Source organism: Aureimonas frigidaquae, from assembly GCF_001463905.1.
Lineage (GTDB): Bacteria > Pseudomonadota > Alphaproteobacteria > Rhizobiales > Rhizobiaceae > Aureimonas > Aureimonas frigidaquae.
The window spans coordinates 61,125-75,781 of sequence record NZ_BBWR01000008.1 but is presented as its reverse complement, the minus strand read 5'-3'; the positions used below and the strand labels follow the sequence as shown (position 1 = coordinate 75,781).

14 protein-coding genes are annotated in these 14,657 nt (G+C 68.1%); 4 read left to right on the top strand and 10 right to left on the bottom strand.

What is annotated here, in order from left to right:
* Positions 1–22: 22 nt before the first annotated feature.
* The 9 genes from AUL30_RS08580 to AUL30_RS08540 form a co-directional block, all read right to left on the bottom strand.
* Positions 23–982, bottom strand: a complete 960-nt coding sequence (locus tag AUL30_RS08580) for an L-threonylcarbamoyladenylate synthase (protein WP_062227465.1) — start codon at positions 980–982, stop codon at positions 23–25.
* 56 nt (positions 983–1,038) lie between these two features.
* Positions 1,039–2,508: a glycoside hydrolase family 25 protein gene (locus AUL30_RS20240; RefSeq protein WP_062227464.1), complete on the bottom strand. Its 1,470-nt coding sequence runs from the start codon at positions 2,506–2,508 to the stop codon at positions 1,039–1,041.
* 265 nt (positions 2,509–2,773) lie between these two features.
* Complete coding sequence (gene glyS / locus AUL30_RS08570; RefSeq protein WP_062227463.1) at positions 2,774–4,906, bottom strand: glycine--tRNA ligase subunit beta; 2,133 nt, start codon at positions 4,904–4,906, stop codon at positions 2,774–2,776.
* A 141-nt stretch (positions 4,907–5,047) separates the two neighbouring features.
* Positions 5,048–5,935, bottom strand: coding sequence for a KPN_02809 family neutral zinc metallopeptidase (gene ypfJ / locus AUL30_RS08565; protein WP_062227718.1), 888 nt, complete (start codon positions 5,933–5,935; stop codon positions 5,048–5,050).
* A gap of 93 nt (positions 5,936–6,028) precedes the next feature.
* On the bottom strand, positions 6,029–6,967 hold the full coding sequence (locus AUL30_RS08560; protein WP_062227462.1) for a glycine--tRNA ligase subunit alpha: 939 nt from the start codon (positions 6,965–6,967) through the stop codon (positions 6,029–6,031).
* Between the two features lie 286 nt (positions 6,968–7,253).
* Complete coding sequence (locus tag AUL30_RS08555; protein WP_062227717.1) at positions 7,254–7,436, bottom strand: hypothetical protein; 183 nt, start codon at positions 7,434–7,436, stop codon at positions 7,254–7,256.
* Between the two features lie 80 nt (positions 7,437–7,516).
* Positions 7,517–8,365, bottom strand: a complete 849-nt coding sequence (locus AUL30_RS08550; protein WP_062227461.1) for a S49 family peptidase — start codon at positions 8,363–8,365, stop codon at positions 7,517–7,519.
* A 97-nt stretch (positions 8,366–8,462) separates the two neighbouring features.
* Complete coding sequence (locus AUL30_RS08545) at positions 8,463–9,239, bottom strand: tRNA1(Val) (adenine(37)-N6)-methyltransferase (RefSeq protein WP_192843036.1); 777 nt, start codon at positions 9,237–9,239, stop codon at positions 8,463–8,465.
* A complete protein-coding gene (locus tag AUL30_RS08540; RefSeq protein WP_062227459.1) occupies positions 9,226–9,444 on the bottom strand; it encodes a putative signal transducing protein in 219 nt (72 codons plus the stop codon). The genes AUL30_RS08545 and AUL30_RS08540 overlap by 14 nt, the downstream gene beginning before the upstream one ends.
* Positions 9,445–9,595: 151 nt before the next feature.
* Here AUL30_RS08540 and AUL30_RS08535 point away from each other — a divergent pair, with 151 nt between their 5' ends.
* The 4 genes from AUL30_RS08535 (at position 9,596) to moaB (ending at position 14,016) form a co-directional block, all read left to right on the top strand.
* Complete coding sequence (locus AUL30_RS08535; RefSeq protein WP_407638273.1) at positions 9,596–10,609, top strand: polyprenyl synthetase family protein; 1,014 nt, start codon at positions 9,596–9,598, stop codon at positions 10,607–10,609.
* Positions 10,610–10,712: 103 nt separating this feature from the next.
* Complete coding sequence (locus AUL30_RS08530) at positions 10,713–12,542, top strand: tetratricopeptide repeat protein (protein ID WP_062227457.1); 1,830 nt, start codon at positions 10,713–10,715, stop codon at positions 12,540–12,542.
* A 14-nt stretch (positions 12,543–12,556) separates the two neighbouring features.
* A complete protein-coding gene (locus AUL30_RS08525; protein WP_062227456.1) occupies positions 12,557–13,471 on the top strand; it encodes a 4-(cytidine 5'-diphospho)-2-C-methyl-D-erythritol kinase in 915 nt (304 codons plus the stop codon).
* Positions 13,468–14,016: a molybdenum cofactor biosynthesis protein B gene (gene moaB, locus AUL30_RS08520; RefSeq protein ID WP_062227455.1), complete on the top strand. Its 549-nt coding sequence runs from the start codon at positions 13,468–13,470 to the stop codon at positions 14,014–14,016. Before AUL30_RS08525 ends, moaB begins: the two co-directional genes overlap by 4 nt.
* Before the next feature lie 4 nt (positions 14,017–14,020).
* Here moaB and AUL30_RS08515 read toward each other — a convergent pair whose 3' ends face one another.
* Complete coding sequence (locus AUL30_RS08515) at positions 14,021–14,563, bottom strand: hypothetical protein (RefSeq protein ID WP_062227454.1); 543 nt, start codon at positions 14,561–14,563, stop codon at positions 14,021–14,023.
* Positions 14,564–14,657: the final 94 nt, after the last annotated feature.

Sequence of the window (14,657 nt, the reverse complement as noted above, 5' to 3'; positions counted from 1 at the left end):
GGGCGTATCCATGGGGCTCTCCTCAGCGCGGCGCGGCGGCACGGCGCAGTCTGTCGTTGATGGCCCGGCCAAGGCCCGTCTGCGGGATCGGCGCCACCGCGATCCGGTCGATCCGCGGGTCGTCGAGGGCGGTCAGCGCGCTGAAGAGCTGCGCGGCCGCTTCCCGCAGATCGCCCGCCGGGCTCAGATTGACGATACCGGCGGCCCGGTCCTGCCCAGGCAGGGCCGTCGGGCCGAAGGCGATCAGGTGCTCGCCGGGCTCCACCTGCCGCGCATTCAGCCGCACCGCGCCGGCCGGCGCGTAGTGGGATTGCAGTTGGCCGGGCGCCTCGATGTCCGGCCCATCGGCCACCACCACCGGCAAGCCCAGCGCGGCCTCCACCTCCTCCGCCGGCAGCCCACCCGGCCGCAACAGGGCGATATGGTCCCCCATCGGTTTCAGGATGGTGCTTTCCAGCCCCACATCGGTCGGCCCGGAATCCAGGATCAGCGGCACGCCGGCGCCCAGGCTGCGCGCCACATGGGCGGCCCTGGTGGGCGAAACGCGCCCGGAACGGTTGGCGCTCGGCGCCGCCAGCGGCCGGCCGAACTGCGTGATGACATCGGCCATCACCCCGCGCGGCATGCGCAGCGCCACGGTCTTCAGCCCGGCGGTGACGAGCGGATGCACGGGCGAGCCGTCGGCCAGCGGCAGGACGAGCGTCATTGGTCCCGGCCAGAAGCGCGCCGCGAGGCGCTCGGCCAAAGGGTCGAGCCGGGCCAGCCGATGCGCCATGTCCAGCCCGTCCACATGGGCGATCAGGGGGTTGAAGCTGGGCCGTCCCTTGGCGGCGTAGATGCCGGCCACCGCTGCGCCATCGGTTGCGTCGGCCGCCAGCCCATAGACCGTTTCCGTCGGCACGGCGACAAGCCCGCCCTCGGACAGGATGCGCACGGCTTGCGCAAGCGCCGCCGCGTCGGCATGCCTGATCTGTCCGGCCATCGACCCACTCCTGTTTGGGAGGGGTTTAACCAAACTCCACCACGTTGGAAATCGCCTTATTGCGTCAGGGCGAAGGCGTCGGCCACCCGGCCGCCCGATTGCGCCATGGCTTCCAGCGCCGTTGCCGCGCCGCTCGGCCGTCCGCCGCGTTCGCGGCCGGTGTCGGCCAGCGCCAGCGCACCATCCAGCGCCGCGGCGGCGGCGCCGTCCTGGCCGGTCGCGCCGTTGACGGCGCGGGACTTTTCCATCTGCTCGATGATGAAGGACCGCGCCTCGGTGGGAATGCGGGGCGCTGCCACGGGCGTGACCGCGCCATCCTTCGTCGGATGGCGGAACGCGCCGCGCATGGGAACGAGAGCCGGCTCATCGTCCTCGGACAGAACTTCCACGACGCGCTGCATCTTGCGGCCGAGCTGGGCGAAGCTCTTGGCGATGGCGGAAACAGGGTCGGTGACGTGCCCGTCGCCCGGCATGTCGGGATCCACCTTCGGCGCCCGGGTCAGGGAGGACAGGACCGGCTGGCGGGGCTGGCCGGCATGTTCCTGCCGCGCCACTTCCGTGAGCATGGCGAGCGGGTCGCGGTGCTGCGGCTGGCCGGAGGGTCCGAAGGCGTTGACCATCAGCCCCTCGCCTGCGGTGCCCCGCGCCGCGGTCAGCGTGCCGGCATCGGCCGGCAGTTCGCGCACCAGCTCCCGGAAGGGCCAGGCCGCGCGCAGCTCGGCCACGGACAGGGGCGAGACATTGACGTCGATGTCTGTCTGCGCACCCTTGACGCGGTAGGGGCAGGAGCGCTCGGAGCAATTGTGCATGGACGAGAACTGCCAGAGCGCATATTGCGGCCAGCTCGTTTCCGGGAACAGGCCGGTAATGTCGTCACGATAGCGGGCATACCAGAGCGGCAGGCGGGACAGGAGCGGATAGGCATCCGCGTTCTTGTCGATATAGGCGGCCGTGTTGCCGTTGGTGTAGAGGACCGGGTAGCGGCCGGTGCGGATGCGGATCTGCTCGGCGAAGATCTCGGCATCCGACAGGGACATCCATTCCGGCGAGATATCCTCGATATCGAGGGCGATCAGATCGTCGTCGCTCGGCTCGGCGAAGTCGAGGAAATGGTCTGCCTGCTCGCGCGGATTGCCCGGCCGGGCCAGATGGTAGGCGCCCCATTTGAGGCCCAGTTGCTTGGCCATGGCGCGGCGCGTCTGGTACAGTTCCCGGGTGACGGAATACTTCCACCAGCGGTTCTTGCAGAGATTGGCGTCGTCGCCGGACAGGCCGCGGCAGGACCAGGCGGGGGGCATGCCGTCCGACGCCTTGTTGATGAAGCCGGCGATGCGCTTGTCGCTCGTCAGTTCGGCCCAGTCGATCGGATTGAACTCGTAGGCATCGATGACCAGGGCCCGGTCCTCGCTCTTCCAAGGCTGGTTCCAGGCTGCCGATGCCGGCACCGCGGATGCCACCATCAGGCTGGCCGCAACAGCCGCAGTCCAACGCATGGCGGCCTTGAGCGCCGCACCGGGCTTTCGCATCGTCAAACGTCCCCTCACGCCCCCAACCGCGGCATCGCACGCGCTTGAGGGTCTTCCAGGTGTCGAAGTCAAGGGGCGTCTGCCGGGTCTTAAACCTGCCCCCAACGGCGATTTCGCCGTTGTTTCAGCCCCTTGTGCCAGCGCATTCTGGCGAGTTAGGGGCAGGATAGGCGGGAAAACGTGATTTTTTCCTTAACGCTTTATTGCCGGAGCCGGCCCGCTTGTAACGAAACCGGCACCAGGCGAACGCCCGACCGAGCGACCGTCAGCCGGCGATGCGCGAAAAATCGGCTACCTCTTCGGTGGCGCTGCGAATGCGCGACAGGAGCGCCAGCCGGTTGGCGCGCAGGGCCGGATCGTCGGCATTGACGAGCACCGTCTCGAAGAAGGCGTCGGCCGGCGCCCGCAGGCTGGCGAGCGCAGCCGCGGCAGCGGCATAATCTTCTGCCGCCAGCGCGCGGGACAAGGCGGCTTGCGCGTTGTCCACCGCGCTCGAAAGGGCACGTTCCTCCGCCTCCACGAAGCGGGACGGGTCCACCGCCGCCGCAGCCGGTGCGCCGTCCTTGCGCTCTTCGGCCGCCAGGATATTGGCGGCGCGGCGGTAGGCCGCCACGAGGTTGCGCCCATCCTCGGTATCGAGCAGCGCGCCGAGCGCCGCAACGCGGCGGGCAATGTCGACGACATCGTCCTTGGCCGCACCATCCCGCCCGCCCGACAGGACCGCATCCACCAGATCGGGCCGGGCCCCGCTGTCACGCATCTGGACCTTCAACCGGTCATGGAAGAAGCTCAGGAGATCACCCGCCGGCAGGAAGCCGCCGAGGCGCAGGCGAATGTCGTTTTCCAGAAGAATGCGGATCACGCCGAGCGCGGCGCGCCGCAGGGCATAGGGATCCTTGGAGCCGGTGGGCTTTTCGTCGATGGACCAGAAGCCGGCCAGCATGTCGAGCTTGTCGGCCAGGGCCACCGCGATGGCCACCCGGTCGGTCGGCACGCGATCGGTCGGGCCGAGCGGCTTGTAATGGTCCTCGATGGCGGCCTGGACGGAGGCGTCCTCGCCCTGCAGCGCCGCATAGGTCCGCCCCATCAGGCCCTGGAGTTCGGGGAACTCGCCGACCGCTTCGGTCGTCAGGTCCGCCTTGGCCAGGAGCGCCGCGCGGCGCGCCGCGCGCGGATCGGCTCCGACCAGCGGGGCCAGCGCTTGCGCCAGATCGGCAATGCGGCGCACGCGTGCGCCCTGCGTGCCGAGCTTGGCATGGAAGGTCACGTCCAGCGCGTCGAGCTTGGCGAGCCGCTGGTCCAGCGGGCGGCCAAGATCGAGCCCCAGATTCTCGGCAGAGTGCTGCAGGCCGCCGAGGTCCGGCAGGTCCTGCTGGTCCGTGTTCCAGAAATAGAGCGCATCCGACAGACGCGCGCGCACGACCTTGCCGTTGCCGCGCATGATCTCGGCCCCGCCATCGGCGGCCTCTATATTGGCCACGAGCAGGAACCGGTCGGCCAGCCCGCTTTCGCCCCGCCGGCGGGTGACGAAGCATTTCTGATTGGTCCGGATGGTCAGCTGGATCATCTCGGGCGGGATGGCCAGGAAGGCGGCATCGAAGGCGCCCATCAGAACCACGGGCCACTCCACCAGACCGGAGACTTCCTCCAGAAGGCCTTCATCCTCCACGACCTCGAGCCCCTGGGCGAAGGCCAGCGTCTGCGCATCCGTTCGGATGATGTCCTTGCGGCGCTCGGCGTCCAGGATGACGCGGGCCTTTTCCAGCTTGGCGGCGTAGTCCTCGAAGCGGCGCACGGTGATGGGTTCGGGCGCATGGAAGCGGTGGCCGACCGTCCGGTTGCCGGAGGCGATGCCCGACACCTCGAAGGGCACGACGACGGTTTCCCCCTGCTCCGGCCCGAAGACGCACAGGATGGATTGCAGCGGCCGCACCCAGCGCAGGCTGCCCGCCTCCCTGGAGGCGGAGCCCCAGCGCATGGATTTGGGCCATGGGAAATCCCGGATGATGCCGGGCATCACATCGGCGACGATCTCCTCGGCGGGGCGTCCGGGCGTCTGAATGACGGCAACGTAGAAATCGCCCTTCTTCTCGTCCCGGCGGATTTCGGCCTCGTCCACCGACGACAGTCCGGCGCCGCGCAGGAACCCCTCGATCGCCTTTTGCGGCGCATCGGTGCGCGGGCCCTTGCGCTCCTCCCGCACATCGCGCGAGCGGGCATCCACGCCGCGAATGTCGAGCGTCAGCCGGCGCGGCGTCCAGTATTCGCGCGCGCCCTCATAGGTCAGGCCCGCGGCCACGAGGGCGTCGGTGACGAGCTTCTTCAGATCGCCGGCCGCCTTGCGCTGCATGCGGGCGGGAATTTCCTCGGAACGAAGTTCAAGAAGCAGATCGGGCATGACTCGTCTTTCCACGCCCTCCATGGCGGAGGGACCGGCCGGGACCGTACGGTGAGCATTCGCAGTTTCGCTGCGGCTCCTTCCGACACATGCCCGTGACTGTCAAGGCGGGGCGCATGGCGCCCCGCCGGCCGGATCCGTTCAGATCCGCCCCTGGAACGTATCGCAGGCCGCGACATCGCCGCCTTCATAGCCCCGCTTGAACCACTCCTGGCGCTGAGCCGACGTGCCATGGGTGAAGCTGTCGGGCACGACGGTGCCCTGGCTGCGGCGCTGGAGCGTATCGTCGCCGATCTGCGAGGCTGCATTCAGCGCTTCGTCGATATCGCCCGGTTCCAGATAGCCCGCCTCGTAGGTATCGTGCGCCCAGATGCCGGCATAGCAATCGGCCTGGAGTTCGACGAGCACCGAAATGGCATTGGCGTCGGCCTCGGACATGCGCTGGCGCATCTCTGTCGTGCGCGGCAGGATGCCCGTCACGTTCTGGACGTGGTGGCCCACCTCATGCGCGATGACATAGGCCTGCGCGAAATCGCCCGGCGCCCCGAGCTGCCGGTCGAGCTGCTGGAAGAAGGACAGATCGATATATACCTGCTGGTCGCGCGGGCAGTAGAACGGCCCCATGGCGGCGGAAGCCTGGCCGCAGGCCGAGTTCACCGAACCGGTGAAGAGGACGAGTTTGGGTTCGGGATAGGTCTCTCCGGCCGCCTGGAAGCGGCGGCCCCAGACGTCCTCCGTATCGGCCAGCACCGTGGCGACGAAATCGTCGGTTTCATCCGCGGTGCCCTGCGGGCCGGGGCCCTGCGCCGTGCGCGTCGGCTGGCCGCCACCTTGGTCGAGCCCGAGCAGGCTGAGCGGATTGATCCCGAAACCCAACCACAGGATGGCAATGATGATGAGGAAGCCAATCCCCCCGCCGCCGCCGGCGCGGATGGGGATGCGCATCGGCCCGCCGCCGCCGAAGCCACCGCCCCCACGGCCCCGCTGGTCCGATACATTGTTGCTTTGCCGCCGGCCTCGCCACTCCATCGCGCGCTCCATCGCCATCCGAGATGGCAACCGTAGATAGAGCGTCGTGTCGTTTCGTCACCAAGCCGTGAAGCGCTTGTGCGCTCGCCGCGATCAGGCGGCGCGGGCGCCGCCGGCATCGGTCAGAAGGAAGGCTTCGCCGCAGGCTTTCGCCAGCGTGCGCACCCGCAGGATGTAGCTCTGGCGCTCGGTCACCGAGATGACGCCCCGCGCGTCCAGAAGGTTGAAGACATGGCTGGCCTTGATGGCCTGGTCATAGGCCGGCAGGACGCAGCGGTGCAGCGTGCCCGGCGCATCGGGCGCCCCAGCCGCCAGGAGGGCCGCGCATTCGGCTTCGGCATCCTCGAAATGGCGCAGCAGCATCCGCGTGTCGGCATATTCGAAATTGTAGCGGGAATATTCCTGCTCGGCCTGCAGGAAGACATCGCCATAGGTGACCTTCTCATCGCCCTCGCGGCCGTTGAAGTTCAGATCATAGACGTTGTCGACATTCTGCACATACATGGCGAGCCGCTCAAGCCCGTAGGTGAGCTCTCCGGCGACGGGCGCGCATTCGATGCCGCAGACCTGCTGGAAGTACGTGAACTGCGACACCTCCATCCCGTCGCACCAGCACTCCCAGCCCAGCCCCCAGGCGCCGAGCGTCGGGCTTTCCCAATCATCCTCCACGAAGCGGATATCGTGGACGAGCGGATCGAGGCCGATGGCGCGCAGCGAGCCGAGGTAAAGCTCCTGCAGGTTGGCCGGATTGGGCTTCAGTAGCACCTGGTACTGGTAATAATGCTGCAGACGATTGGGGTTTTCGCCGTAGCGGCCATCCTTCGGCCGGCGCGACGGCTGGACATAGGCCGCATTCCAGCTTCGGGGCCCGAGCGCACGCAGTGTGGTCGCCGGATGGAAGGTCCCGGCCCCCACTTCCATATCGTAGGGCTGCAGCACCACGCAGCCATAATCCGCCCAGTAGCGATGCAGCGCCAGGATCAGGCCCTGGAACGAGCGTTCGGGGCGCATGTGCAAAGCAGTTTCGGACATCGGCTCAACCGTGATTGGGGCATCTGCCGCGCGACGAGGGGCCGCGCGGGAAGGCCGTCACTGGCACGCCGCAGCCGGCCCGGTCAAGAGAGAGCGCCGGAACGGACAGGCGTCGCCGTGTCCGCACCCGCAGCCCGATCGATAGGATCGATACCGGCCAATTGGCAGTCAATCGGCCGCTGATTGGGAATGGACATCGCGCAATCCGCGAGAGTGACGGGCCCGGCTGGTTCCATCCATCGCCACATCCCGGTTTGCCGTGAGCCGCCCGCCAGAACCGGAGCGTTCAGTCCCGCTCGATGCGGTAGACGCCGTCCTCGCCGCGCACCAGCGTGCCATGGGCCCGGTTGCGGGCCTCCATTTCGGCGCGGCGGTTGCGGGTGGTCACGCGCTGGGCGTCCTTCTTCATCTGCTGCACGCCCAGATAGGCGGCCGCGCCGAGAAGACCGAGGAGAATAAGTGGCGGCATCAGGCTGACCATCATTCCTATCGCAAAGCCGTGGGAACTCTAATGTGCCCTGAAGATGAGCGAAAGCAAGGCGGAACGCCTCACAAACCGTAGCGCGCCCACAGGCTGCGATCCTCGACCGCAGAGACGAGCCCGCTCGCCAGGGCAGCCGAAGCACCGCCCCCGAAGGACAGACGACCGCCGAGAAGCCCGCGGCGCCGTGCGATGCGCTCGATCTCGACATCGTCGCCGTAGCGCTGGTGCAGAACCTCGTCCAGGGTTCCGAGCTGGTCCACGAGGCCGAGCTCGACGCCGCGCCGGCCAGACCAGAACAGCCCGGTGAACAGGTCGGGATCGTCGGACAGAGCCAGCCCGCGCCGCTCCCGGACGAGTTCGATGAAGGTCTCGTGCACCTCGAGCTGCAGGCGCTTCAGATGCTCGACATCCTCTGCCTTTTCGGGCTGGAACGGATCGAGCGTCGCCTTGTTGCGCCCGGCCGTATAGACGCGCCGCTCCACGCCGATCTTGTGGATCAGATCGACGAAGCCGAAGCCGCCGGCGACCACGCCGATCGAGCCGACGATGCTCGACGGATCGGCGAAGATCTCATCCCCCGCGCAGGCGATCATATAGCCGCCCGACGCGGCGACATCCTCGCAGAAGACCAGGACCGGCTTGCCCTTGCGCCTGGACAGGTCCCGGATATGGCGGTGGATCAACCGCGACTGGACAGGCGAGCCGCCCGGCGAGTTGATCTCGATTGCAACCACCGGTGCCGCCTTGTTGGCGAAGGCCCTTTCGAGCAGCGGCACGGCAGAGGCCATGGACAGGCTGCGACGGCCGAAGCCGCCCGACTCGGCGCTGATCGTACCTTCCAGTCGGACGACGGGGACGACGGTCCGGCTCTTGCGGAAACGGCGGGGGATGAACTTCTGGATCGTCTTGGCCACGCGGCTCTCTCATCTTCGAACGGGCCGTGCCGGGCCCGGTGCGAGCTCAGATAGGCATCCACCCTGCCCTCCGCCAAGACCCGGCAGCTGCAAGGCGCTACAAGACAAGGTGAAGACTGCCCTCGTTCAACGCGGCCAGGCCATCGGACCCGTCCGACAGATCGAGGCCAGGCAGGATGCGCAGCGGCCCGCGTGATCCGCGCCGGGCCGCAAGCAGCATCCGGCAGGCGGCGGCATCGCGGCGCGTATGGACCGGCCGCAGGCTCACATCGCCGAAGCGCCCCTCCAGGGCGGCGAGGAACAGGCCGAGCCCTGCCGGCGGCAGGATCGTGACGAGCCGCCCCCCGTGGCGCGACAGGGCGCTTGCGACGGTAAACCAGCGCGCCAGGAAATCCGGCCCGGGTACGGTGAGCGCCTGCCGCCGCAGAGGATCGGGGCTTGCGCGATGATCCGGCGGATAGAAGGGCGGATTGGTGAGGATAAGGTCGAAGGCGCCATCGCAAAGGCCGCATGCCTCCCGCGCGGGGCGCGGCGCCGTGGCATCGGCACAGACGACGCGGATGCGCGGCGAAAGGGCGGCGTTTTGCGGCAGGTTAAGGGCGCGGCGGGCGCAGTCGGCCATCTCCGGCACCTGCTCGACGAGCGTGACGGCAAGGCCCGGCGCGCGCGTCGCCGCCGCCAGTCCGATGGCGCCGGCGCCGGCGCCGAGATCGAGGCAATGGCCGGTCGCGTCCTGCGGCACCGCAGAGGCGACCAGCAGCGCATCGAGCCCGGAGCGGTAGCCGGCGCGCGGCAATTGCAGGAGCGTGAACGCCCCGCGCCAGAAACTGTCGGCCCGCAATTGCGAGGGGGCGGTGCCGTCAGGAGAGTTCATGGCCGAGTTCGGCCTCGCGCAGGAGGCGGCGCGCCGCCTCCGCCTCATCGGAATCGACCATGATGCGGCGGGGCAGGACGCCGATGGAGCCATCGAGGATGCTCATATGCGCATCGGCCACGAAATGGCCGATTCCGGCCTGCCGGAGCAGCGATTCCACGAAGGAGATGAGGACGGCGTCGTTGGAGCGGATGAGTTCCTGCATAGGGTGAGCATGCGCATGAAACGGCGTCGGATCGCAAGCCTTGCCGCCATAATTCGCAAAGTGGGTTCACATTGGGGCCGTATGGCCCATGTTCCACCTTGCCGCTGAGGCCGACGGTGTTTATTCCCGGCGTGTCAAACGGAGTGACATCGTGAGCGTTGCAAATTCCGTCAGCGAGATTTCGCCACGGCCGTCGATCGAGGGGATCGTGGAGATCACCCGCGCGGACATGGACCGTGTGAACGCCCTGATCCTGTCCATGGCCGGTTCCAACGTCGAACTGATCCCGCAGATCGCCGAGCACCTGATCTCGTCCGGCGGCAAGCGGCTGCGGCCCATGCTGACGCTCGCATCCGCCCGCGCCTTCGACTATTCGGGCGAAGGTCATGTGAAGCTGGCGGCGAGCGTGGAGTTCCTCCACACCGCGACGCTCCTGCACGACGACGTCGTCGACGAAAGCGCGCTTCGGCGCGGTCGCACCACGGCCCGGATGATCTGGGGCAACCAAGCCAGCGTGCTGGTCGGGGACTATCTTCTTGGCCAGGCCTTCAAGATGATGGTCGAGGTGGGGTCCATGCGGGCGCTCGCCATTCTGTCCAACGCCTCGGCCGTGATTGCCGAAGGCGAGGTCTGGCAGCTTTCGGCCGCCAAGAAGATGTCCACCGAAGAATCCGATTACATGGCCGTCATCGAAGCCAAGACGGCGGCGCTCTTTGCCGCGGCCGCGGAAGTGGGCCCCGTCATCGCCGAGGCGGGCGAGCCGGCGATCGCCGCCATGCGGCGCTATGGCATGGCGCTCGGCCTTGCCTTCCAGCTCGTCGACGACGTGCTCGATTACGGCGGGTCGGCCGATGCGCTCGGCAAGAATGTCGGGGACGACTTCCGGGAGGGCAAGATCACCCTGCCCGTGATCCTTGCCCATCGCCACGCCGATGCCGCCGAGCAGCAGTTCTGGCGCGAGGCGATGGAAGGGGGCAGCAACGACGACGAAGCGCTCGCCCGTGCCATGGAACTGATGGCCCGCCACGGCGCGCTGGACGAGACCAAGCACCGTGCCCGTGCCTTCGGGGCGCAGGCCCTGGAAGCGCTGGATGCCCTTGCCGACACGCCGGTCCGCAGCGCTCTGGCCGATGTGGTGGATTTCTGCATCGACCGCATCAATTGAGATCGGCCGTAAAAACGTCATGCTGGTCCGAAAGGGTCGGATGACTGTGCCCGGACCGCTTTGCCCGGACCGGAAGCCGACACGCCGCGAGAGGACGCAACACGTGCAGAAATACGGCAGCCGCAAACTCCTGCTTGCCACCGCACTGGCCAGCCTGACGCTCCTGTTCCACCCCGCATTGGCGGCGCAGGAACCTGGAACGCTGGTGCGCTCCCAGCCGGACGTGAACGTCCAGAGCCTTTCGGGCGCCTATCTGGCCGCCAAGTCGGCGCAATCGGCCGGCGCGCTTTCGGTGGCGAGCGACTATTACGAAAAAGCGCTCCTGATCGATCCCACCGCGATCCAGCTCCAGCGCGAGGCCATGTTCACCTTCCTGGCGGATGGCCGGTTCGACAGGGGCGTGGAACTGGCGGCCAAGCTGCGTGACGATGACGATGCCGGCAAGGTCGCGCGGATCGCGCTCGGCATCGAGGGCCTGCGCGACGGCGATTACGACGCCGCGCTCGCCAATCTCGACATGTCGGATTCGAGCGATCTGGACACGCTCCTGCTCGGCCAGCTCTCCGCCTGGGCCGATGCCGGCAAGGGCGATCCGGAAGCCGCTGTCCGCAGGATCGACGAGATCGCGGGGCCGCCCTGGTTCTCGATTTTCAACCTGTACCAGAAGGGCCTCATCTATGCGCAGGCCGGCAATGTCGACGAAGCCCGGCGCGTCCTGACCGTCCTCCTGGACGACAAGGCCTCCGTCCAGACCTCGCCGGACGCCTATCTGGCGGCCGTGGATGCCCTGACGCGGATCGAGTTGCAGGCCGGCAACCGCGATGGGGCCGAGAAGGCCCTGGCCTACGGGATCGAGATTGCCCCGACCTTCGATCCCCTTCTGCATCTGGAACGCGCCTTCGAGGCGAATGAAACCGTGGCGCCGGCCATCGGCTCGGTGCGCAACGGCGCGGCCGAGGTGCTCTACACGCTCGGACAGGCCATCAATCGCGGCGATGGCCGCGATGTCGCCCTTCTCTATTTCGAGCTGGCCGAAGCCTTGAGCGAGCATCCGGCCGACAAGCTCCTGACCGCGCTTGCGGGCGTGGCCGAGCAGGGCGAACGGGTCGACCAGGCGCTGGCCTATTATGAGCGGATCCCGGCCGATTCCCCCTATCGCCGCACGGCCGATCTGCAGATGGGCCTCGATCTCTGGTTCGCCGACCGCAAGGACGAGGCCAAGGCGCGGCTGGAACAGGCTGTCGCGGCCTATCCGGACGATCTCCAGGCGCATCTGGCCTATTCCGACATTCTGACCGCCGACAAGAATTACCGCCGCGCGGCGGAAATCCTCGACCGCGCTTTGGAACTGGCGCCGGAAAACGGGCCGCAGAACTGGAACATCTATTACCAGCGCGGCATCGCCTATGAGCGGCTGCAGGAGTGGGACAAGGCCGAGCCGAACTTCCGCAAGGCGCTGGAGCTTTCGCCCGATCAGCCGCAGGTTCTCAACTATCTCGGCTATTCCTGGGTCGATATGAACCGCAATCTCGACGAAGGCCTGGACCTGATCCGCAAGGCCGTCGAACTGCGGCCCAATGACGGCTACATCATCGATTCGCTCGGCTGGGCCTATTACCGGCTGGGTCGCTTCGACGATGCGGTGAAGGAACTGGAGCGCGCGGTCCTGATCACTCCCGCCGAGCCGACGGTCAACGACCATCTGGGCGATGCCTATTGGCGTGTCGGCCGCGAGCGCGAGGCGCGCTTCCAGTGGCAGCGCTCGCTGGAGGGGGACCCGGCGCCGGCTGAGGACATGGTGGAAAAGATCAAGGTCAAGCTGGAGAAGGGTCTTCCCTCCGTGGCGGATGATCCCGAGCTTCAGCACCCGGCTGCCGATCCGGCGCCGGCGGACCGCGCCGATGTGGATGGCGGCGCCCAACCGCAGAACTGATGGCAGCGTCAAGCATGGCGCGAAGCGTTCCTGCGGCACCGGCACCGTTCCGCGCCACCGCGCCCGCCAAGCTGAACCTGGCGTTGCACGTGACCGGACAGCGCGCCGACGGGTACCATCTCCTCGACATGCTGGTCGCCTTCACGGCCGAGGGTGACGAACTCCGCGTCACCCCGGCGGCACAGGACCGGCTCGTCGTCGATGGGCCCTTCGCACCGGCCCTGAGCGGCCACGCCAACAGCCTCGACGCCGCCCTGGCGCTGGCCCGGGCCGAAGCGGCAGCGGCCGGCGCGCCGATCGGCCCCCTTGATATTTTACTCACCAAGAACCTGCCCGTGGCGGCAGGGATCGGCGGCGGCTCGGCCGACGCCGCCGCTCTTCTCAGCGCCCTCGCCCGGCACTTGCCGCCCCATGCGGCTTCGGCGCTGGCCCGCCGCAGCGTCGAACTGGGTGCCGATGTTCCCATGTGTCTTGCCGGCGTGCCGTCCATGGCCCGTGGCATCGGCGAGGTGCTGAGTCCGCTTCCCGCCTTCCCACGCGTTCCGGTGGTTCTGATGAATCCCGGTCATCCGGTATCGACGCCGCAGGTCTTCCGCCATCTGGAGGATCGGAACCAGCCGCCGCTGCCGCTGCCGCCGCCGCAGGGCTTTTCGGATTTCGCCGCGCTTCTTGGCTACCTGCGCGCAGCGCGCAACGACCTGCAGCCGGCCGCCTCCGCGCTTCTGCCCGCCATCGCGGACGGGCTGGCGGCGCTGGACCGGCATGGCGCGGCCCTGTCCCGCATGTCGGGATCGGGCGCCACGGTCTTCGGATTGTTCGTGGACGATGGGGGCGCGGAGGCCGCCGCCGCCGCGCTGGCGCGCGCACTTCCCGGCTGGTGGGTCCGCGCCACCCATATACGGCCCGCGACGGAGGAACCATCGGCATGAGCGGCTCAGAACGCAGCTTCATCCCCCTGTCCATCGCCGTTCTGACCGTGTCGGACACGCGAAGCCTTGCGGACGACCGATCGGGGCAGACCCTTTCCGACCGGCTGACACAGGCCGGCCATCGCCTGGCGGATCGCGCTGTCGAACCCGACGATGCTGGCCTGATCCGCACCCGCGTCAAGGACTGGGCCGCCGATCCGGGGATTGACGTCATCCTCACGACGGGGGGCACCGGCTTTACCGGGCGGGACGTGACGCCGGAGGCGATCGAGCCGCTCTTCGACAAGCGGATGGACGGGTTCTCCGCCGTGTTCCACCGGCTGTCGCAGGACAAGATCGGCATGTCGACCATCCAATCCCGCGCCACGGCAGGGTTGATCGGCACGACCTTCGTCTTCGTGCTGCCGGGATCTCCCGGCGCGTGCCGCGATGCCTGGGACGGCATCATCGGGCAGCAGCTCGACTATCGGACGCGCCCCTGCAACTTCGTGGAAATCATGCCCCGCCTGGACGAGCATCTGCGCCGCGAAGGCCGCAGCCTCTGAAGGGTCAGCGGCGGACGGGCTCCCCTTCCGGGGGGCGCGGGCGCATATCCGCCTTCAGGACGATGGGCCGTGCCGCCTTGACGAGCGCGGACAGGGAGCCCCTGGCCGCTGGCGCCAGCGCCACGGCAGAGGACTTCTGAAGGATAAGCCCGCCGGCCATCAGGCTGCGGCGCAGGAACAGGCCCTGCACCAGACGTGGCCGGTCCTGCACGGCGATCCGCAGCCGCGCCGCGGTGCCGCGCGCCCGGCCATCGGCCACATCGGCCATGAAGCCGGAAACCTCCTCGATCCAGCCGGGCATGGGCCGGGCGCCCGCCTCCAGAAGGAGGATCCATTGCGTGCGCGCGGCGGACAGGCAGGCTTCGAGCGGTTCGGCGCGGACACGGCATCCCGCATGCTCGGCAACGCGGATCGCCTCCGCGCCCATGCCCCGATCCATCAGCGAGACGTCGGCCACGAGCCCCTCCACCGCGCCGGGCACGAGGGCCGCCAGGGTGGATGCAATCAGGAGCGGCTCCTCGCGAGCCTCGATCAGGACCGACAACATGGCCCAGGGATAATACGTTCGGACGCAAAGGGAAACAGGCCCCTCGCACGGGTGCGGCAATATTTGTTCTTGATTTGTTCCGAGCTGGTCCTTA